Below are 17,876 nucleotides of genomic sequence, written 5' to 3'. Positions count from 1 at the left end.
CCGCAGGAGCCTGGGGCCAGCCAGGGGCAATGGGCGATTCGCTGACGAAATTGCTGCGCCGTGGTGCCCGTGGCTTGATCGAGAAGGCCGTGGAGGCGGAGTTGTCGTCGCTCACACAATGGCCGTTGACCTTCTCCAGAGTGGAGCAATCGAGTTCCCGCACCCAATCCTCATGCACGAAGCCGCGCAAGAGGTCCGCCACCATCTCGGCATGGGAGAACAGCAACTTGTGCTGCGGTCGTGATCCAAGACCTAATTGCCCCGCTTCAAGGCGCGGGCCAAGGCATCCGCCATCGCCCCTTGGAGCTTGGGTTCTTCCGGGCGCGGCTTGCGGGGCTTGTCGCCGCCCTTGCCCGCCGTCGGCGCGGGGCGCGGATTGGGCTTGCCCGCCATCGCGCCCGCTTCCGGCTTGGTGTCGCTCTTCATGGTCAGCGAAATGCGCTTGCGGGCCACATCCACTTCCAGCACCCGGACCTTGACCACCGCGCCGGTCTTCACCACCTCGGCGGGGTCTTTCACGAATTTATCGGCCAAGTGGGAAATATGCACCAGCCCATCCTGATGCACGCCGATATCCACGAACGCCCCGAAGTTGGTGACATTGGTCACCACGCCCTCCAGGGCCATGCCGGGTTTCAGGTCTTCCAGCTTATCGACGCCTTCCTTGAATTGGGCGGTCTTGAATTCGGGGCGGGGGTCGCGGCCCGGTTTTTCCAATTCCTTGAGGATATCGGTGACGGTGGGCAGGCCGAAGCGCTCATCGGTGTAGGTTTCGGCGTTGACGCTCCGCAGGAATTCGACATTGCCGATCAATTCGCCGATGCCCTTACCGGTGCGCTCGATCAGGCGCTCGACCACGGGATAGGCTTCCGGGTGGACGGCGGAGGCGTCGAGTGGATCGTCGCCACCCATGATGCGGAGGAAACCCGCCGCCTGCTCGAAGGTTTTTTCGCCGAGCCGCGTCACTTTCTTCAAATCGGTCCGGCATTTGAACGGACCGTTCTGGTTGCGGAATTCGACGATATTGCGGCTCAAGGTCGGCGACAGGCCGGAAACATAGCGCAAGAGCGAAGCCGACGCCGTGTTCACGTCCACCCCGACCGCGTTCACGCAATCCTCGACCACGGCGTCGAGGCTCCGCGCCAACTGGGTCTGGTTGACATCGTGCTGGTATTGGCCGACGCCGATGGCCTTGGGCTCGATCTTGACCAGTTCGGCCAAGGGGTCTTGCAGGCGGCGGGCGATGGACACGGCCCCGCGCAGCGAAACATCGAGCTTGGGGAATTCCTGCGCCCCCAGTTCCGAGGCCGAATACACCGACGCCCCGGCCTCCGACACCATGATCTTGGTCACGGCCACGAGGTTGTGGCGCTTGATGAGGTCGGCGGCGAGCTGGTCGGTTTCGCGGGAGGCGGTGCCGTTGCCGATGGCGATCAGGCTGACGCGGTGTTTCGCGACCAGCCCGGCCAGGGTGGCGATGGATTCGTCCCATTGGTTTTTGGGGACATGGGGATAGATGGTGGCGGTTTCCAGCAGCTTGCCGGTCTTGTCCACCACCGCCACCTTGACCCCGGTGCGGAGCCCCGGATCGAGCCCCAGGGTGACGCGGGGACCGGCGGGCGCGGCCAACAGCAAATCCTTGAGGTTCTTGGCGAACACCCGGATGGCTTCTTCCTCGGCGGCTTCCTTGAGGCGCTGGCGCAAATCGGTGTCGATGCGGGTCAGCAGCTTGACCTTCCAGGCGTGGCGCACGGTGTCCAGCAGCCAGCGGTCGGCGGGACGGCCCCGGTCGGCGATGCCGAAGGTCCGGCTGATCGCGCCCTCGGCGGCTTGGTGGCCGGCTTCCTCGTCCTCGGCGACTTTCAGGGTGAGGTTCAATACATTCTCGTTGCGTCCGCGCAGCAAGGCCAGGATACGGTGCGACGGGAGTTGGGTCAGCGGCTCGCGGTGGTCGAAATAATCGCGGAACTTGGCCCCGGCGTCTTCTTTACCTTCGGCCACGCTCGCCACCAATACGGCTTCGCCCCACACCTTCTCGCGCAATTCGCCGGTCAGCGCGGCGTTTTCGGCGAAGCGTTCCATCAGGATTTGCCGCGCCCCTTCCAAGGCCGCCGCCGCGTCTTCAACCCCTTGTTCGGGGTTGAGGAATTTGGCCGCCTCGGCTTCGGGGTCCAATTCGGGGTTTGCCAGGAGGTCGAGCGCCAAGGGTTCCAAGCCGGCCTCGCGGGCGATCTGGGCCTTGCTGCGGCGCTTGGGCTTGTAGGGAAGATAAAGGTCTTCCAGCAGGGTCTTGGTGTCGGCGGCGTGGATCGCCGCTTCCAGTTCGGGGGTGAGCTTGCCCTGCTCGCGGATGCTGTCGAGCACGGTGCCGCGCCGCTCCTCCAGTTCGCGCAAATAGCCGAGGCGGGTTTCCAGCGTCCGCAACTGGCCGTCGTCCAGTCCGCCCGTGGCTTCCTTGCGATAGCGGGCGATGAAGGGCACGGTCGAGCCCTCGTCCAGCAAATCCACCGTGGCTTTGACCTGTTGCGCTCTGACGCCGAGTTCTTCGGCGAGGCGGGCGATGATATCCATCAAGCATCCTCGAACTGTGAAACAAAAGAGGAGCGATTTTATCAGTAAACCCAGGGTGGTTCGGCCTCCGCAATAGGGTAGGCAGATTCACCGATTGCCGGACGGGTGGAGCGGATCGAGAATGCCGGTCCAGGGAATTCTCGACAAGGAGGCATCATGGATCATTCCGGTAATTCCGCTCGCCGCATCGACCGCCATGCCGGTGCCTGGATCGTGTTGCTATGGGCCGGGCTATTGTTTGGTTGCGGACAACGCAGCCCCGCGCCGCCGCCACCGCCCGCCGTACAAGCGCCGGGCCAGGACATATCCGCCCCGCCCGCCGCGGCCTTGCCCGTCCGCCCCCCCTTGCGCGGCCTGGATACCTATATGGCCGGTTTCCACGCCGCCAAGGACAATCCGGCCCTGCAAACCGAGGCCCACCATTACTGCCACCAGATGAACGAGGAATTCTCCCAGTGCGTGCTGTTCGACGGCGCTGGCGACCAGGCCCACCTGATCGGCATCGAGTACATCATTTCCGAGCGCCTGTTCGATGCGCTGCCGGAGACCGAACGCGGCTACTGGCATCCGCACAATTATGAAATCCTGTCCGGCCAGCTCATGGTGCCGGGGATGCCGGAAATCGCCGAAATGGCCTTGCTGAGCGGCAAGCTGAACAGCTATGGCAAGACTTGGCATCTGTGGAACGCGGCCCCGTTCGGCCTTCCGCCCGATGCCCTGCCCGTCGGCCCGCCCATGTTGGAATGGTCGTTCAACCACGATGGCGAGGCCTTGCCGGGTTTGGTGGAACAGCGGGATCGGCGGATGGGGGTGGATAACAGCCAGGAACGCAGCAAGCGGGCGCAACTGGTGTCCTCGGCCCGGCCCCAGGTTGGGGTGGAGGCGCTCAAAGGGAAGTTTGTCGGCGCGACCAACCCCATTCCCGGCGTGAGCGAGCGTAAGCCGGTGTTGGAAGCGCCCAAACCACCCCAAACCCTTCCCCCCAAGATCGCACCGTCGAAACACCCTCTTTGAGGAGGCCAACCCCCATGCCCAATCCCGACGAAACCGACCGTGTCCGCCGCCACACACCGGACGAAGTCAACGCCTGGATCGACGCCGAGACCCACACCCACCTCCGTTATTACGCCGGCCAACCGAAAGAAGCGATTGCCCGCCGCATCGACGCCCTGGACCGGGAATGGGATATCGAGCGCATCCTGGAAACCAATGCCGCCGCCCTGTCCCTACTGGGCCTGTTGTTCTCCAAAACCCGCAACCGCAATTGGTTGTTGTTATCCACGGGCGTGGTCGGCTTCCTGCTACAACACGCGCTACAGGGCTGGTGCCCACCGATAACGCTGTTGCGGCGGCTGGGCGTGCGGACCCGCCGGGAAATCGACCGCGAGAAATACGCGCTGCAAACCCTGCTCGACCTTCCCGCGGCCACGGCTCAGGGTGGCCTCCCTGCGCAAATCCGCAAAGCCTGAAAGTCTTCAGAAATACCGCGCATTCACCCAGAAATGCGCGGCCACGCTGGCGAAATACCCGAGCAAAATCACCGGGAACCAGCGCAGGTGGAACCCGAAGGTATAAACGCCCTTGATCTGCCCCAGCAAACCCACGCCGGGCGCCGAACCGATGGCGAGCAGGCTACCCCCCACGCCCAGGGTCAAGGTCAGGAGCAACCATTGGCCCTCGGAAATATCCGGGTGCATCGCCAACACCGCGAACATCAGGGTGCCGTTGTCCACGAAGGCCGAAGAGAGCCCGATCAGGATATTCGCCAAGGTCGGGCTGATCTGGCCGAACAGGAATTGGGCGATGGCGTCGAGATAACCGATGAAGCCCAAGGCCCCGATCAACATCATCGCCCCATAGAAAAACAGCAAGGTATCCCATTCCAGATTGCCGATCTTCTGGAAAATATCGTAATCGCGGTCGTCCAACCAGTTGACGGCCTTGGGATCGCCCAGGCGTTCGGAGCCGTCCGGTTCGGGAGCGGTCCGCAGCAGATAGAAACTGAAGAACTGCAACAAACCCAAACCCGCCATCATGCCGGCGGCGGGCGGCAGCTTCAGGAACACATCCGAAGCCACGGTGATCGCCAGGGTCAGCACGAACAAGGCGATGATCCGCTTGGCCCCCCGCCGCAACACCACCTGCCGCCGCGATACCACCGGGCATTCCCTGGGCACGAAAAAATGCATGACCAGGGCGGGCACCAGGAAATTCACCAAGCAAGGCACCGCCAGCCGGAAGAATTCGGCGAACTCGACGATGCCGCTCTGCCAGACGAACAAGGTGGAGATGCCGCCCAAGGGACAGAACGACCCCCCGGCATTGGTCGCCACCACGATATTGACGCAGGCCAGCGCCACGAACTTGGGTTCGTGCTTGCCGACCGCCGCCGCCACCGCGCCCATCAACAGCCCCACCGCCAAACCGCTGACGGCGGTGGAAATCACGAAAGCCAAGCCGCCGGTGATCCAGAACAACTGCCGGTAGCTGAATTCGCGGTTGAGCAGCCAGACCCGGAGCGCGTCGAAAATGCCCCGGTCCTCCATGGCGTTGAGATAGGTCATGGACACCAGGATGAACAGCAGCAATTCGGCATAGGCCAGGAGGTTGCTCTCGAAGGCGGTCACGGCCGGCTTGGGATCGCCGACCAGGGCGTATTGGATGCAGATGGCGAACCAGACCAGGGCCGCGCCCATCACCATGGGCTTGGATTTCCTAAGGTCGGTGGTTTCCTCGGTCATGGCGAGGATATAGGCCAGGACCGTGATGGCGATGGCGAGATAGCCGATGAAATGGTGGGTCAGGTCGATATGGGCAAGGGCGGGCGGGGGTTCTTGGATTTCGCCGGACGCCGCGGCCAGGGGGATGGACAACAGGAAACACAAAGCCAGCGTGCGCTTGGCCATACTGAAAGCTCCTCATTCACGAACCGAAATCGATGGATTCCGCGCCATTAAATACGAAGCGCGGTAAATTTTGCGTAAAAACACCATCGCCCCCCAACCACACTTGGGAATCCCGTCCCGTCGGCCGGGCTTGGGCGCGGGCAAAGAAAAAGGCCGCTGATGCGGCCTTTTCCATGGATATCGAACCCGCCTCAAGGACGGTTATCGACGGGCTGCCCCTTCTCCGGCAATAGCAAATCGGCCCGGCTCACACCCAATGCCAAGGCCACGGGACAGGCCACCAGCACCGACGAATAGATGCCGAACACGATGCCGATGGTCAGGGCCAGGGCGAAGTTGTGCAGCGCCTCGCCGCCCAAGAAGAACATCGCCAACACCATCAACTGGGTCATGCTGTGGGTGATGACGGTGCGCGACATGGTGGCGGTGATGGCGTTGTCGATGACCTCGGTCACGCTGGCGCGGCGCATCTTGCGGAAATTCTCGCGCACCCGGTCGAACACCACCACCGATTCATTCACCGAATAGCCCAGGATGGCGAGGATGCCGGCCAGGACGCTCAGGGTGAATTCCCATTGGAAGAAGGCGAACATGCCGAGGATGATCACGATATCGTGCATGTTGGCGATGATCGCCGCCACCGAGAAGCGCCAGGCGAACCGCAGCGACAAATAGGCCATGATGCCGAACGCCACCAGGAGCAGGGCCAACACCCCGCTCTCGTAGAGTTCCTGCCCGACCTGCGGACCCACGAACTCCACCCGGCGCAAGGTCGCCGAAGCGTCCTGGGCCTTGAGGCTGGACAGGACTTGCTCGCTCAGTTGCGGACCCTTCACGCCCTCTTTCAGCGGCAGGCGGATCAGCACTTCCTTGGAGGTGCCGAAATTCTGCACCGCCACCTCGCTCATTTCCTGCTTTTCCAGGGCGGTGCGGATGGCCTCGATATTGGCGGGCTGCGAATAACTGACCTCGATCAACATGCCGCCGGTGAAGTCGATCCCCAGGTTCAAGCCGCGGAAGACCAAGGCCAACACCGCCAGGATGAACGTCACCAAGGAGATGGCGGTGGTGACCTTCCCATAGCGCATGAACGGGATGTCATGCTTGATTTTGAAAAGCTCCATGGAACCGCCCCCTTAGATGGCTAGCTGGGTCAGCTTGCGGCGCTGACCATAGGTGAGATTGACCAGCGCCCGCGAAACCACCACGGCGCTGAAGATCGAGGTCAGGATGCCGATGCACAAGACCGCCGCGAACCCGCGTACCGGCCCCGAACCCAGCATGAACAAGGCGACACCGGCCACGAAGGTGGTCACGTTGGAATCGAGGATGGTGGCGAAGGCGCGTTCATAGCCGGCATAGATGGCGAGCTGCGGCGAGATGCCCAGGCGCAGTTCCTCGCGGATGCGCTCGTTGATGAGGACGTTGGCATCGATGGCCATGCCCACCGTGAGCGCGATACCGGCGAGGCCGGGCAGGGTCAAGGTCGCCTGCATCACCGACAACGTCGCGACCAGGAGCAAGACGTTGGAACCCAAGGCCAGGATCGAGAACAAGCCGAACACGCGGTAATACACGATCATGAATATCGCGATGGCGACGAAGCCATAGCCGTTGGAACTCACGCCGCGCTCGATGTTCTCCTTGCCCATGCTGGGACCGATGGTGCGTTCCTCGACGATATCGACCGGCGCGGCCAGGGCGCCGGCCCGCAGCAACAGGGCGAGGTTGCGGGCTTCCTCGGTGCTGTCCAGCCCGGAAATCTGGAAGCGCTTGCCCAGGCGGTCGCGGATGGTCGCCACGTTGATGACTTCCTCCACCTTGCGGTGCGTCGTCACCTTCTGGCCATCGACCTCCTTGGTCTCGGCCTTGTTCTCGATGTAGACCACGGCCATCGGCTTGCCGATGTTCTCGCGGCTGACATCGGCCATCTTACGGGAACCGGGACCGTTCAAGGTCACGAACACCGCCGCCGAACCGGATTGCTGTTCCAGGCCGGAAGAGGAATCGACGATCTGGTCGCCGGTGACGATGATCTTGCGTTGCAGCAGGAGGGGCCTGCCATTGCGGTCCTTGTAGAGCCGGGAACCGATGGGGGTCTTGCTTTCTTCGGTGGGGGTCGGGTGTTCGGTATCGACCAGCCGGAATTCCAAAGTCGCGGTCGCGCCCAGGATTTCCTTGGCGCGGGCGGTATCCTGCACGCCGGGCAACTGCACCACGATACGGTCCTCGCCCTGCTGTTGGATCAAGGGTTCGGCCACGCCCAGTTCGTTGACGCGGTTGCGCAGGGTGGTGATGTTCTGGGCCACGGCGAGGCGGCGGATTTCGCGTTGCTCGGGTTCGGTGAGGGTGCCGCGGATCACGGTGTCCTGGATGTCCAGGGCCAAGCCGCGCACTTCGCGCTTGATGATGTCCTTGGCTTGGCCCAGGGTGGCGAGGTCGGCGAATTTCACCACCACGGCCTTGCCATCGCGGTCCACCGATTGATAGCGGACCTTGCTTTCCCGCAGCAGGGAGCGGATGTCCTCGGCGTAGCGTTCCTCGGCCTGGGTCAGGGCGGCGTCGGTATCGACCTGCATCAGGAAATGCACGCCGCCCCGGAGGTCGAGGCCCAGGTACATGGGCTTGGCGCCCAAGGCGCGGAGCCAATCCGGGGTCGCGGGGGCGAGGTTGAGCGCCACCACGTAGTTGTCGCCCATGCCGGTTTGCAGGGCGTCGGCGGCCTTGATCTGGTTATCGGTCTGGGCGTAGCGGATCAACAAGCGCTTGTCCGCCAGTTCGACCGATTTGGGTTTCAGCCCGGCGTCGCCCAGGAGTTTTTCGACCTTCTCGACGGTGGTCTGGTCCAGCTTCGCGCCCCTGGACGGGGAAAGCTGGACCGAAGGGTCTTCGCCGAATAGGTTGGGCAGCGCGTAAATGACCGCGAGCGCCAGCACGGCGAGTATCAAAAGGTTTTTCCAAAGTGGAAAGCTGTTTCGCATGGTTGCTGCCTAATAGCGGGCGATGCCGGGGGAAGGCATCCGCGATGGAAGGACTCCCGTTTATTATTTTTCGGCCTTCTTCCTGGCCTTGTAGGTGCCCTTGGGAACCAGGGACGCGATGGCGTGGCGCTGCACGTAGATATGGACGTTGTCGGAAAGCTCGAGCTGGACGAAGCTGTCGTCGAGGTCGGAGACCTTGCCCAGGATACCGCCGGTGGTGACGACCTCCGCCCCCTTGCCGAGGCTGTCGAGCATCTTTTTCTGTTCCTTGTTGCGCTTTTGCTGGGGCATCACGAACAGGAAGTAGAACACCGCCAGGATGCCCAGCGGCAAGATCAAACCGGCCAGACCCGGTGCCTGCGCGGCCTGGGCGGGTGCCTCGGCCATTGCGTCGGAAATGAAGAAACCCATGATCGATCCTTTGCTTAGCGTTGGATAAAGCGCGGCATTATGGCACAAAATCCGCAACGATTTCTCTCCGCCGACGAAGCCGGAACCGGGTGGCGGCCACGGCCCTAAGCTTCGCCGTTCCGTTGCCGGGCGTAGAAATCGGCGACGAAGCCGTCCAGGTTCCCCGCCCCGATGGCCGCCCGCAATCCCGCCATCAGTTCCTGGTAATAGAACAGGTTGTGGATGGTATTGAGCCGGGCGCCCAAAATTTCCCCGCATTTGTCGAGGTGGCGCAGATAGGACCGGCTGTAATGGCGGCAGGTATAGCAGCCGCATTCCCCGTCCAGGGGCCGGGTATCGCGCTGGTATTGGCTATTACGGATACGGATCGCGCCGTTGCGGGTGAAGAGATGGCCGTTGCGGGCGTTGCGGGTGGGCATGACGCAATCGAACATATCGATGCCGACCCGCACCGCCTCGACGATATCCTCGGGCGTGCCCACGCCCATCAGATAGCGTGGCTTGTCCTGGGGCATCCGGGGCATCAGGGCGTCCAGCACCCGCGCCCGGTCTTCCTTGGGTTCGCCCACCGACAAGCCGCCGATGGCATAGCCGTCGAAGCCGATGGCCCGCAAGCCCTCGACCGATTCCAAGCGCAGCGCCTCGTATACGCCACCCTGCACGATACCGAACAAAGCCGCCGGGTTGTCGCCATGGGCCACGCGGCTGCGCCCGGCCCAGCGCAGGGAGAGCCGCATCGATTGCGCCGCCTGCTCGTAGGTGGCGGGATAGGGCGTGCATTCGTCGAAGATCATCACGATATCGGAACCCAGCTCGCGCTGCACCGCCATGGATTCCTCCGGTCCCAGGAACACCTCGCTCCCATCCACCGGCGAGCGGAAGCGCACCCCCGCCTCGCCGATCTTGCGCATAGCCCCGAGGCTGAACACCTGGAAGCCGCCGGAATCGGTGAGGATCGGCCCCTGCCAGTGCATGAAGCCGTGCAGATCGCCGTGCAACCGGATGATTTCGGTGCCGGGCCTGAGCATCAGGTGGAAGGTGTTGCCGAGGATGATATCGGCCCCGAGGCCGGCGAGTTCCTCCGGCGTCATCGCCTTGACGGTGCCGTAGGTGCCCACCGGCATGAAGGCCGGGGTGCGCACCCGGCCCCTGGGAAACACCAGTTCCCCCTGGCGGGCCGCGCCGCAAGTGCTGCTTATGTTGAATTCCATGGGATTTTTCCGGGGTCGGAAACGAAATCGGCCCACCGGATGGGTGGGCCGAATCGTAAGCGGGTTGCTTAGTGTTGGTGCCGATGGTCGGATTTGAACCGACACGACTTGCGTCACCACCCCCTCAAGATGGCGTGTCTACCAATTTCACCACATCGGCAGCTAGACAGGCTGGGCTAAGAAAAGGACTTATTGCGCTGGCGGCGCGGGAGGGGTGTCGGTGGCCGCCGGTACATCGGATTTCTTAGCGGGTTCCTCGACGATGGGAGGAAGGTCGCGCTGGGCTGGATTTTCCGTCTGCGGAACATCCATGATGTCATGCCCCTTATTATCGAGGTTCCCGGCCATGTATGCAAGGCTTAAGCTGGTCAGGAAGAAAATGGTTCCCAGGATCGCCGTGGTGCGCGACAGGAAGGAGGCCGCGCCACGGGCACCGAACAACGTGTTGGAACCGCCGCCGAAACCGACGCCCGCGTCGGCACCGCGCCCTTGCTGCAACATCACCAAGCCGATGACCGCCGCCGCCACCAAGACATGAAGAATCGTTAAGACCTGATACATAACCGGAAATCTACCTAATTAAGCCGCGAGGCAAATTGCGAGGAAGGATTTGGCATCCAAGGAAGCGCCGCCGACCAAGCCACCATCCACATCGGGCATCCCGAACAGTGCTTCGGCGTTATCGGCCTTGACGCTGCCACCGTAGAGGATTTGGAGACCTTCCGCCACGTCCGCGTCGAGCTTGGCGATTTGGCCGCGGATATAGGCGTGGACTTCCTGGGCTTGCTCGGTGGTGGCGGTGCGGCCGGTGCCGATGGCCCACACGGGTTCGTAGGCGATGACGGCTTTGGACAGGGAAGCCACGCCGCACAGGTCGAGGACGGCCTGCAATTGTTCGTCGATCACGGCGAAGGTCTTATCCTGTTCGCGTTCTTCCAGGGTTTCGCCGACACAGAAGATGGGGGTGATGCCGTGTTCGATGGCCTTGGCGTAGCGGGCGGCGACCAGGGCGTTGGTTTCGCCGTAGACCAGGCGGCGCTCGGAATGGCCGACGATGGCATAGGCGCAACCGAATTCCTTGAGCATGGACGCGGAGATTTCGCCGGTGAAAGCGCCTTGGTCCTGGTCGGCCACGTTCTGGGCACCGAGGGCGATGGATTGACCGGCCAGCATCGCGCCGAGTTCGGGGATGAACACATAGGCGGGACAAACACCCACCTGGGCCTTGGCGTCGGCGGGCAAGCCCGCGAGCAGGTCCGCCAATAACTGCTGCGCGGTCGCGCGGGTGCAGTTCATTTTCCAGTTTCCAACCACCAAGGGACGGCGCGCCATAGCTAGCTCCTGAGTTGAGTAAATCGCGGAAGCTTACTGAGTTAAACAGCGCATTTCAAGCTAAGAGCGCATCGGGCCGGGTAGCTGGGCGTGAAACTCCGTTTTCCCCACATCCGACCCGCCCGCAGCGGGCCTAGATGGCATGTCAAATGGATGGGATCGCTGTTAATCCAGATTTATGATAAGGAGAATCATGCCAACTATGGCTTGATCTGGACAAGCCGGGCCCGATTAGCGCTATCAAGAACCACGCCCACCACAATAAAGCCACACATTCTAGCCAATCCACAAGCAGCATTTCAACGTAAATAAGTCACTGAATTTTGCTGCAATCGGGCTTAGGCTTGGCTGTGACTTATTGGGGTTGCTTTCCGGGCGGAACCGCCCTGGCAGCCTACCGGCCAAGCCGAGGCCCGCCGAGCCCCTTCCCAATCCCCCCAACCTCCAACCAATACACGAATCCATAACCTCTAAAGCCATAGGTGAAAACAAATCCCAGAAACCCAGGAATCCCCATGATCCCCTACTACCTCGCCATCTACGCCATCGGCACCGCGATCATCCTCTATTTCGCCCGCGAAACCAAAAGCTTCCTGGCCAGCCATGCCAGCATCGACCACCCGGACGGGCTCGAAGCCTTCAAACGCCTCGCCCGGCGCAATATGACCATGGCCCTGCCCTATGGCTTGTTCATGATCGTCGGCGTCGCGCTCGGCCTGCATATCGTGCTACAGGACAACCTCGCCGGATTCAGCCTGTTCGCCGCCGCCAATATCCCGTTCATGGCGGCGGCCCTGGCCCTGCGTAGGCTGGAAATCCAAGCGCGGGAACTCCCCTGTACCGATCCCGTTTTCATCGTCGAATACAACCGGGTTTCGCGCTCCTGGCTGCAAGACCTCTGGCCCAAGTTCTGAAATACCCGGCCAGGACGGCTTTCCCGCCCGTCCTGGCTCCCTGTCCCGCCGTGGCATAATAGGGGCCATCCGCCCATCCACCAGCCCCCCATGCCCCCGACCTCCGAACCGCGCATCACCCGCGCCCGCATCCTCGCCCTGGCCCAGGAGTTCGGCTTCCAGAACATCGGCATCGCCGGCATCGAACTCGCCCAGGCCGAACAACGGCTGGCGGATTGGCTCAAGGCCGGATTCCACGGCGCGATGGACTACATGGAACGCCACGGCAGCAAGCGCGGCCGCCCCGCCGAACTGGTGCCCGGCACCGTGAGCGTCATCAGCGCCCGCATGGACTACCTGCCGGAACCCCGCGCCCAAATGTGGCAAAGACTGGAAGACCCGGACAGCGCCTACATTGCCCGCTACGCCCTGGGCCGCGACTACCACAAGCTTTTGCGGAAACGCCTGCAACAACTGGCCGAACACATCGCCCAGGAAATCGGTCCCTACGGCTACCGCGTCTTCACCGACAGCGCCCCCGTGCTGGAAAAACCCCTGGCCGCCCAGGCCGGACTCGGCTGGATCGGCAAGCACACCAACCTCATCGACCGCAAGGCCGGTTCCTTTTTCTTCCTGGGGGAAATCTACACCGACCTGCGTCTGCCGCCCGACGCGGAGACCACGGCCCATTGCGGCAGTTGCGCGGCCTGCCTCGCTATCTGCCCCACAAAAGCCATCGTCGCGCCCTACCAATTGGATGCCCGCCGCTGCATTTCCTATCTCACCATCGAGTGGCGCGGCCCCATTCCCTTGGAATTCCGGGAAGCCCTGGGCAACCGCGTCTACGGCTGCGACGATTGCCAATTGGTCTGCCCTTGGAACCGCTATGCCCAACCGACCCAGGAGCCCGGTTTCCTGCCCCGGCACGGGCTGGAGACGGCGGGCCTCGTTGAATTATTCGGCTGGGACGAGGCCGAATTCCTGCGGAAGACCGAAGGCTCGGCCATCCGCCGCATCGGCTACGAATGCTGGCTGCGGAATCTCGCGGTGGGATTGGGCAACGCGCCCCAGGGACCGGAAGTCCGTGCCGCGCTACGGGCGCGGACGGAACATCCTTCGGAACTGGTGCGGGAACATGTGGCCTGGGCCTTGGAACGGCAGGGCGGTTTTTAACCCGCCCTTCAATTCATATTCCGCTGGTTCCACAAATTCTCGATGAACACCAAACGGCCATTCTCGAAGCGCAGCAGTTTGGGTACGTTGCCATGGCCGGCGTCGGAGTAATACCACTCCTCGACCTCGACCGGCACCGTGCTTTGCACCGGCACCTGCACGCAGAACGTCCGGGGCTGGTTCACCACCCTCATGCCGCCCTGGCCGTCCGGCATCCTGATGGACTCGAACTGGGTCTGGCAATTGGGCACGAAATTGGTGACCAGCCGCCACTCGGTGCGGCGGTCGCCGGATTGCGGATCGCCGCATTTTTGATCGACATCGAACTTGGTCTGGCCTTCCTCGATGATCCAGCCGTTGCAGCGCCAAGCCCAGGCCTGGGCGCTCATCCCCAACAACAGCAAGCCTATGAATAAACGTCGCATGGGAAACCTCCACGGCATCGGGGCGACTCGGGTTGGCATTAGAATTTGGCGGCGGAACCCGCCTCCCAAACCCCCACCGCCGGCAAGCGGCGATCACACTGTCATCATAAAGCGGCCATGTCCACGGTAAAAATACGCAGCAGACAACAGGACGGCTCCACCCTGGTCCATGTCCTCATCGAGCATCCCATGGAAACCGGACGCCGCCGCGACGAAACCACCGGCGAGTTAATCCCGGCCCATTTCATCGAACAAGTCCTGTTCGAGCATAACGGCCGGCGGGTCGCCTTGTGCGCCCTCAGCACGGCGGTCTCGCAAAACCCCTATCTTTCGATCCGCTTCCGGGGCGGGAAATCCGGGGACAAAATCCGGGTGAGCTGGTCCGACAACCTGGGCCGACACGGCAGCGCCGAAACCACCGTGGCCTGACGCCTCAAGTTCCGCCCATCCCGGACATGGCGTAGAATCCGCGATTCGCCCCCCATCACCTTAGCATTCAGGAGCTTACCATCCATGAACCCCCCGGTCCGCGCCGCCCTCATCGGAGCCTTGCTCGCCTTCGCCGCCACCGCCCACGCCGAGGAAGGCACCTGGGAACCCTCGACCCTCAGCCCCGCCACCCTGGATAAGGTCCAAGCCAGCCTCAAGGTCTACCAGCAATGCGTCAACGACGAGACCCGCGCCCATCTGAACGACAAGATGGATTCGCGCCAGGTCGCCGACTTGATCCTGCGCAATTGCGAGGACAAGCTGAACGGCATCAAGACCGCCTTCGACGCCGAGAAGGTGCCCGCCCCGATTTCCGAGCGCTATATGCGTAGCAAGCGCTCCATGGCCGCCCAGCAAATCCTCCGTGTGGTCATGGCCCACCAGGCCATGCAATCCACCCAGGCCGCCCAATGAGCCGGGCGAGCTTAATTTTCCCCATCTGAACGCCCGCTGAACCGCCGCCCACGGTTGAATTAGGGCGCGGAAAGACCCATTTCCGGGGACTGGCGGGCATCCCGGCCCGGCCACCCTCCCGCGACGAAGGGAATCCACACAAGAACCTAGAGGTCCAGAATGCCGCCTATCGATCCCAATCTACTCCCAGCCACCCTAGACGCCGTCCATTTGGGACTGGCCGCCCTGGTGCTGGTCCAATTCATCCTCATCCTGGTCCTGCTGACGGCGGGCATCGCCGCCCTGCTGCGGCGCGACAAGCCCGTCACCGTGATGCTGGAGCGCGTCCCCGCCGAAATGCTGCCCGCGCCCTACCCCGAACCCATCCGCATCGCCATCGAGCGGGTGCCGCAAGAAATGATCCCCAAGGCCACCCCGGCTCCCGCGCCCGCGCCTACGCCCAAAACGGTGGAAATCCCCAAGCCCGAGCCGGTCATCGTCAAGGAAGCCACCCCGGAAGCCGCCCTGCAACTGCTGGGACTCCTGCAAAAGGAAGCCCGCTTCCTGGATTTCGTGCAGGAGGAAGTCGCGGGCTACAGCGACGCCGAGATCGGCGCGGCCTCCCGCGTGGTCCACGAAGGCTGCCGCCGGGTGCTGCGCCAGCATTTCGACCTGGAGCCGGTCCGCAAGGAGCAGGAAGGCCAGCGCATCACCCTGCCCAAGGGGTTCGATGCCGCCGCCGTGCGTCCCACCGGCAACATCGTCGGCGAACCGCCCTTCAACGGCACCCTGGTCCACCGGGGTTGGCGCGCCGCCCAGGTGAAACTGCCGAAAATCGCCGAAGGCCATAACGTCAACATCATCGCCCCCGCCGAGGTGGAACTGTGAGCAAGTATTCCGTAGATATTAATTCGGTCGCGACTCAAGAGGTGGAACTGTGAGCAGATACTCTGTCGGAATCGACCTGGGCACGACCAACAGCGTCGTGTCGTTCGTGGACCTGGACCAGACCGATGGCGAAAAAGCCCCGCTCGAAGTCCTCGAAATCCCGCAATTGACCTCGCCCGGCAGCGTGGGCGACAAGAAGCAATTGCCCTCCTTCATGTACCAAGCCCACGAGGCCGAAATCGCCCCCGGCGATATCGTGCTGCCCTGGAACGCCCAGCCCGAGGCCATCGTCGGCGAAATCGCCCGCCAACTGGGCGGCAAAAGCCCGATCCGGCTGGTCGCCAGCGGCAAAAGCTGGCTGTCCCACAGCGGCGTGGACCGGCGCTCGGCCTTGCTGCCGCTGCAATCGCCGGAGGAGGTCAAGCGGGTGTCGCCGCTGCAAACCGCCGTCGAATACCTCCGGCATATGCGCGACGCCTGGAACGCCCGTTTCCCGGACCAGCCCTTGGACCAGCAGGATTTGGTCATCACCGTCCCCGCCTCGTTCGACCCGGCGGCGCGGGAACTCACCGTCGAAGCCGCCCATGCCGTGGGACTCAAACAGGCGGTGCTGTTGGAAGAACCGCAATCGGCGCTGTATAGCTGGATTCAACAAAGCGAAGGCAAGTGGCGCGAACAGGTCAAGCCCGGCGATATCATCCTGGTGGTGGACGTGGGCGGCGGCACCACCGACCTGTCCCTGATCGCGGTCACCGAGGACCAGGGCAACCTGGTCCTGAACCGGGTGGCCATCGGCGACCATATCCTGCTGGGCGGCGACAACATGGACCTGGCCCTGGCCTATGTGCTGAAGGCCAAGCTCCAGGCCGAAGGCAAGCGCCTGGAACCCTGGCAGATCCAAGCCCTCACCCACGGCTGCCGCGATGCCAAGGAAAAGCTCCTGACCGGCGACGACACCCAGGAAGCCGCCGTGGTGGTGCCGAGCCGGGGTTCGTCCCTGATCGGCGGCACCCTGCGCACCAGCCTGACCCGCGCCGAGGTGGACCGCACCCTGGTCGAAGGCTTCTTCCCCAAGGTCGATCTCACCGAACGCCCGCTGGCCCAGGCCCGCACCGGCCTGACCACGCTGGGCCTGCCCTATGCCAAGGATGCCCGCATCACCTGCCATCTGGCGGCCTTCCTCGGGCGGCAGATCGGAGCCACCAGCGAATTGCAGGGCTTCGAGCCCAAGGACGGCGCCAGGATGCTCCACCCCACCGCCCTGCTGCTCAATGGCGGTGTATTCAAGGCCGAAGCCCTGGAAAAGCGCCTGCTGGACGTGCTGAATAGCTGGCTGGAAGCCGACGGCGCTCCCGCGGCCCGTTTGCTGCACGGGGCCGATTTGGACTTGGCGGTGGCGCGGGGCGCGGCCTATTACGGCTATGTCCGCAAGGGCAAGGGTGTCAGGATCAAGGGCGGCACCGGCGCGGCCTACTATGTCGGCGTCGAAAGCGCCATGCCCGCCGTGCCCGGCTTCGAGCCGCCCATCGAGGCCCTGTGCATCGCGCCCTTCGGCATGGAGGAAGGCACCGAGGCCGATCTGCCGCCCTACGAATTCGGCGTGGTGGTGGGCGAGCCGGTGCATTTCCGGTTTTTCTCGTCCAATGTACGGCGCGACGACGGGGTCGGCATCCGCTTGGATTGGTGGCCCGAGGGCGAGATCGAGGAGTTGGAAGCCATCGAAATCACCCTGACGGCCGAGAAACACCGTCCCGGCGAAGTCGTGCCGGTGCATCTGGCGGCGCGGGTGACGGAAGTCGGCACGCTGCAATTGGAAGCCGTGGCCAGGGACGGCGGCGAGCGCTGGAAGGTGGAATTCGACGTGAGGGCCAGCGGCCAGCCCGCGCCCAAGGAAGACGCCGACGCCGCGCCGGAAGCGCCGATCCTGGGTGTCGAGGCCGAACCTGCCGCCGACCCCGCGCCGGAAGAACCGCAGGAAACGGCATCCGTCGAGGAAGCCCCGGCCACCGAGTCCGAAGAAGCCTCCGGGGAAACCGCGCAAGAAGAATCCGGTGGCAAGCAGAAGGGCGGCAAGAAGAACTTCTGGGCTTCGTTCAAGGTATGAAGGGCAAGGCGCGGGATGGACTGGGTCCGTTCCGCGCCGGACCCCACGCAGGAAACCGGAGCCTTAGCAGGGCCATCGGCGGGACTCCGGGGTCGAACC

At 63.3% G+C, this 17,876-nt stretch carries 17 protein-coding genes and 1 tRNA gene; 8 read left to right on the top strand and 10 right to left on the bottom strand.

The window, feature by feature from the left end:
- Positions 1-252: 252 nt before the first annotated feature.
- Entirely contained in the window at positions 253-2,571 is a 2,319-nt protein-coding gene (locus K5658_RS09850) for a Tex family protein (RefSeq protein ID WP_221066755.1), read from the bottom strand.
- 156 nt (positions 2,572-2,727) lie between these two features.
- Between K5658_RS09850 and K5658_RS09845 the strand changes: the two genes are divergently transcribed.
- On the top strand, positions 2,728-3,585 hold the full coding sequence (locus K5658_RS09845; RefSeq protein ID WP_221066754.1) for an OBAP family protein: 858 nt from the start codon (positions 2,728-2,730) through the stop codon (positions 3,583-3,585).
- Positions 3,586-3,599: 14 nt separating this feature from the next.
- Positions 3,600-4,040 carry a hypothetical protein gene (locus tag K5658_RS09840; RefSeq protein WP_221066753.1) on the top strand — a complete coding sequence of 147 codons (441 nt, stop codon included), beginning with the start codon at positions 3,600-3,602 and terminating at the stop codon, positions 4,038-4,040.
- A gap of 6 nt (positions 4,041-4,046) precedes the next feature.
- On the opposite strand, the gene nhaD is transcribed toward K5658_RS09840, so the two are convergent.
- The 8 genes from nhaD to tpiA all read right to left on the bottom strand — a co-directional run bounded on the left by nhaD (position 4,047) and on the right by tpiA (position 11,412).
- A complete protein-coding gene (gene nhaD, locus K5658_RS09835; protein ID WP_221066752.1) occupies positions 4,047-5,477 on the bottom strand; it encodes a sodium:proton antiporter NhaD in 1,431 nt (476 codons plus the stop codon).
- Positions 5,478-5,668: 191 nt separating this feature from the next.
- Positions 5,669-6,601, bottom strand: coding sequence for a protein translocase subunit SecF (gene secF / locus K5658_RS09830; RefSeq protein ID WP_221066751.1), 933 nt, complete (start codon positions 6,599-6,601; stop codon positions 5,669-5,671).
- Between the two features lie 12 nt (positions 6,602-6,613).
- Positions 6,614-8,458 (bottom strand): protein translocase subunit SecD, encoded by a 1,845-nt coding sequence (gene secD, locus K5658_RS09825; RefSeq protein ID WP_221066750.1) that lies wholly within the window; start codon positions 8,456-8,458, stop codon positions 6,614-6,616.
- Positions 8,459-8,521: 63 nt separating this feature from the next.
- Positions 8,522-8,869: a preprotein translocase subunit YajC gene (yajC, locus tag K5658_RS09820; protein WP_221066749.1), complete on the bottom strand. Its 348-nt coding sequence runs from the start codon at positions 8,867-8,869 to the stop codon at positions 8,522-8,524.
- A gap of 104 nt (positions 8,870-8,973) precedes the next feature.
- Positions 8,974-10,080 (bottom strand): tRNA guanosine(34) transglycosylase Tgt, encoded by a 1,107-nt coding sequence (gene tgt, locus K5658_RS09815; RefSeq protein ID WP_221066748.1) that lies wholly within the window; start codon positions 10,078-10,080, stop codon positions 8,974-8,976.
- 75 nt (positions 10,081-10,155) lie between these two features.
- Positions 10,156-10,240 (bottom strand) — tRNA-Leu (locus tag K5658_RS09810).
- A gap of 29 nt (positions 10,241-10,269) precedes the next feature.
- A complete protein-coding gene (gene secG, locus K5658_RS09805) occupies positions 10,270-10,641 on the bottom strand; it encodes a preprotein translocase subunit SecG (protein ID WP_221066747.1) in 372 nt (123 codons plus the stop codon).
- Positions 10,642-10,659: 18 nt separating this feature from the next.
- A complete protein-coding gene (tpiA, locus tag K5658_RS09800; RefSeq protein ID WP_221066746.1) occupies positions 10,660-11,412 on the bottom strand; it encodes a triose-phosphate isomerase in 753 nt (250 codons plus the stop codon).
- A gap of 515 nt (positions 11,413-11,927) precedes the next feature.
- Between tpiA and K5658_RS09795 the strand changes: the two genes are divergently transcribed.
- Positions 11,928-12,326 carry a hypothetical protein gene (locus K5658_RS09795; RefSeq protein ID WP_221066745.1) on the top strand — a complete coding sequence of 133 codons (399 nt, stop codon included), beginning with the start codon at positions 11,928-11,930 and terminating at the stop codon, positions 12,324-12,326.
- Between the two features lie 90 nt (positions 12,327-12,416).
- On the top strand, positions 12,417-13,478 hold the full coding sequence (gene queG, locus K5658_RS09790) for a tRNA epoxyqueuosine(34) reductase QueG (RefSeq protein ID WP_221066744.1): 1,062 nt from the start codon (positions 12,417-12,419) through the stop codon (positions 13,476-13,478).
- Between the two features lie 8 nt (positions 13,479-13,486).
- Here the strand turns inward: queG and K5658_RS09785 are convergent, their stop codons facing one another.
- On the bottom strand, positions 13,487-13,903 hold the full coding sequence (locus K5658_RS09785; protein ID WP_221066743.1) for a DUF2845 domain-containing protein: 417 nt from the start codon (positions 13,901-13,903) through the stop codon (positions 13,487-13,489).
- Positions 13,904-14,020: 117 nt separating this feature from the next.
- On the opposite strand from K5658_RS09785, the gene soxZ reads away from it, so the two are divergent.
- From soxZ to K5658_RS09765, 4 genes are all read left to right on the top strand, one after another.
- On the top strand, positions 14,021-14,332 hold the full coding sequence (soxZ, locus tag K5658_RS09780) for a thiosulfate oxidation carrier complex protein SoxZ (protein ID WP_221066742.1): 312 nt from the start codon (positions 14,021-14,023) through the stop codon (positions 14,330-14,332).
- 84 nt (positions 14,333-14,416) lie between these two features.
- On the top strand, positions 14,417-14,806 hold the full coding sequence (locus K5658_RS09775; RefSeq protein ID WP_221066741.1) for a hypothetical protein: 390 nt from the start codon (positions 14,417-14,419) through the stop codon (positions 14,804-14,806).
- Positions 14,807-14,965: 159 nt separating this feature from the next.
- Positions 14,966-15,673: a DUF2760 domain-containing protein gene (locus K5658_RS09770; protein WP_221066740.1), complete on the top strand. Its 708-nt coding sequence runs from the start codon at positions 14,966-14,968 to the stop codon at positions 15,671-15,673.
- Between the two features lie 49 nt (positions 15,674-15,722).
- Positions 15,723-17,777, top strand: a complete 2,055-nt coding sequence (locus K5658_RS09765; protein ID WP_221066739.1) for an Hsp70 family protein — start codon at positions 15,723-15,725, stop codon at positions 17,775-17,777.
- The last annotated feature ends 99 nt before the right edge of the window (positions 17,778-17,876 follow it).

The organism is Methylomagnum ishizawai, assembly GCF_019670005.1.
GTDB classification, from domain to species: Bacteria; Pseudomonadota; Gammaproteobacteria; order Methylococcales; family Methylococcaceae; genus Methylomagnum; species Methylomagnum ishizawai.
Note: the sequence above shows the minus strand (reverse complement) of the source record. Positions and strands in the feature narration are given on the sequence as shown.

What these genes read in the sequence shown, in the direction of transcription:
- K5658_RS09850 (WP_221066755.1), bottom strand. Translation starts at nt 2,571, where the DNA reads ATGGATATCATCGCCCGCCTCGCCGAAGAACTCGGCGTCAGAGCGCAA.
- K5658_RS09845 (WP_221066754.1), top strand. Translation starts at nt 2,728, where the DNA reads ATGGATCATTCCGGTAATTCCGCTCGCCGCATCGACCGCCATGCCGGT.
- K5658_RS09840 (WP_221066753.1), top strand. Translation starts at nt 3,600, where the DNA reads ATGCCCAATCCCGACGAAACCGACCGTGTCCGCCGCCACACACCGGAC.
- nhaD (WP_221066752.1), bottom strand. Translation starts at nt 5,477, where the DNA reads ATGGCCAAGCGCACGCTGGCTTTGTGTTTCCTGTTGTCCATCCCCCTG.
- secF (WP_221066751.1), bottom strand. Translation starts at nt 6,601, where the DNA reads ATGGAGCTTTTCAAAATCAAGCATGACATCCCGTTCATGCGCTATGGG.
- secD (WP_221066750.1), bottom strand. Translation starts at nt 8,458, where the DNA reads ATGCGAAACAGCTTTCCACTTTGGAAAAACCTTTTGATACTCGCCGTG.
- yajC (WP_221066749.1), bottom strand. Translation starts at nt 8,869, where the DNA reads ATGGGTTTCTTCATTTCCGACGCAATGGCCGAGGCACCCGCCCAGGCC.
- tgt (WP_221066748.1), bottom strand. Translation starts at nt 10,080, where the DNA reads ATGGAATTCAACATAAGCAGCACTTGCGGCGCGGCCCGCCAGGGGGAA.
- secG (WP_221066747.1), bottom strand. Translation starts at nt 10,641, where the DNA reads ATGTATCAGGTCTTAACGATTCTTCATGTCTTGGTGGCGGCGGCGGTC.
- tpiA (WP_221066746.1), bottom strand. Translation starts at nt 11,412, where the DNA reads ATGGCGCGCCGTCCCTTGGTGGTTGGAAACTGGAAAATGAACTGCACC.
- K5658_RS09795 (WP_221066745.1), top strand. Translation starts at nt 11,928, where the DNA reads ATGATCCCCTACTACCTCGCCATCTACGCCATCGGCACCGCGATCATC.
- queG (WP_221066744.1), top strand. Translation starts at nt 12,417, where the DNA reads ATGCCCCCGACCTCCGAACCGCGCATCACCCGCGCCCGCATCCTCGCC.
- K5658_RS09785 (WP_221066743.1), bottom strand. Translation starts at nt 13,903, where the DNA reads ATGCGACGTTTATTCATAGGCTTGCTGTTGTTGGGGATGAGCGCCCAG.
- soxZ (WP_221066742.1), top strand. Translation starts at nt 14,021, where the DNA reads ATGTCCACGGTAAAAATACGCAGCAGACAACAGGACGGCTCCACCCTG.
- K5658_RS09775 (WP_221066741.1), top strand. Translation starts at nt 14,417, where the DNA reads ATGAACCCCCCGGTCCGCGCCGCCCTCATCGGAGCCTTGCTCGCCTTC.
- K5658_RS09770 (WP_221066740.1), top strand. Translation starts at nt 14,966, where the DNA reads ATGCCGCCTATCGATCCCAATCTACTCCCAGCCACCCTAGACGCCGTC.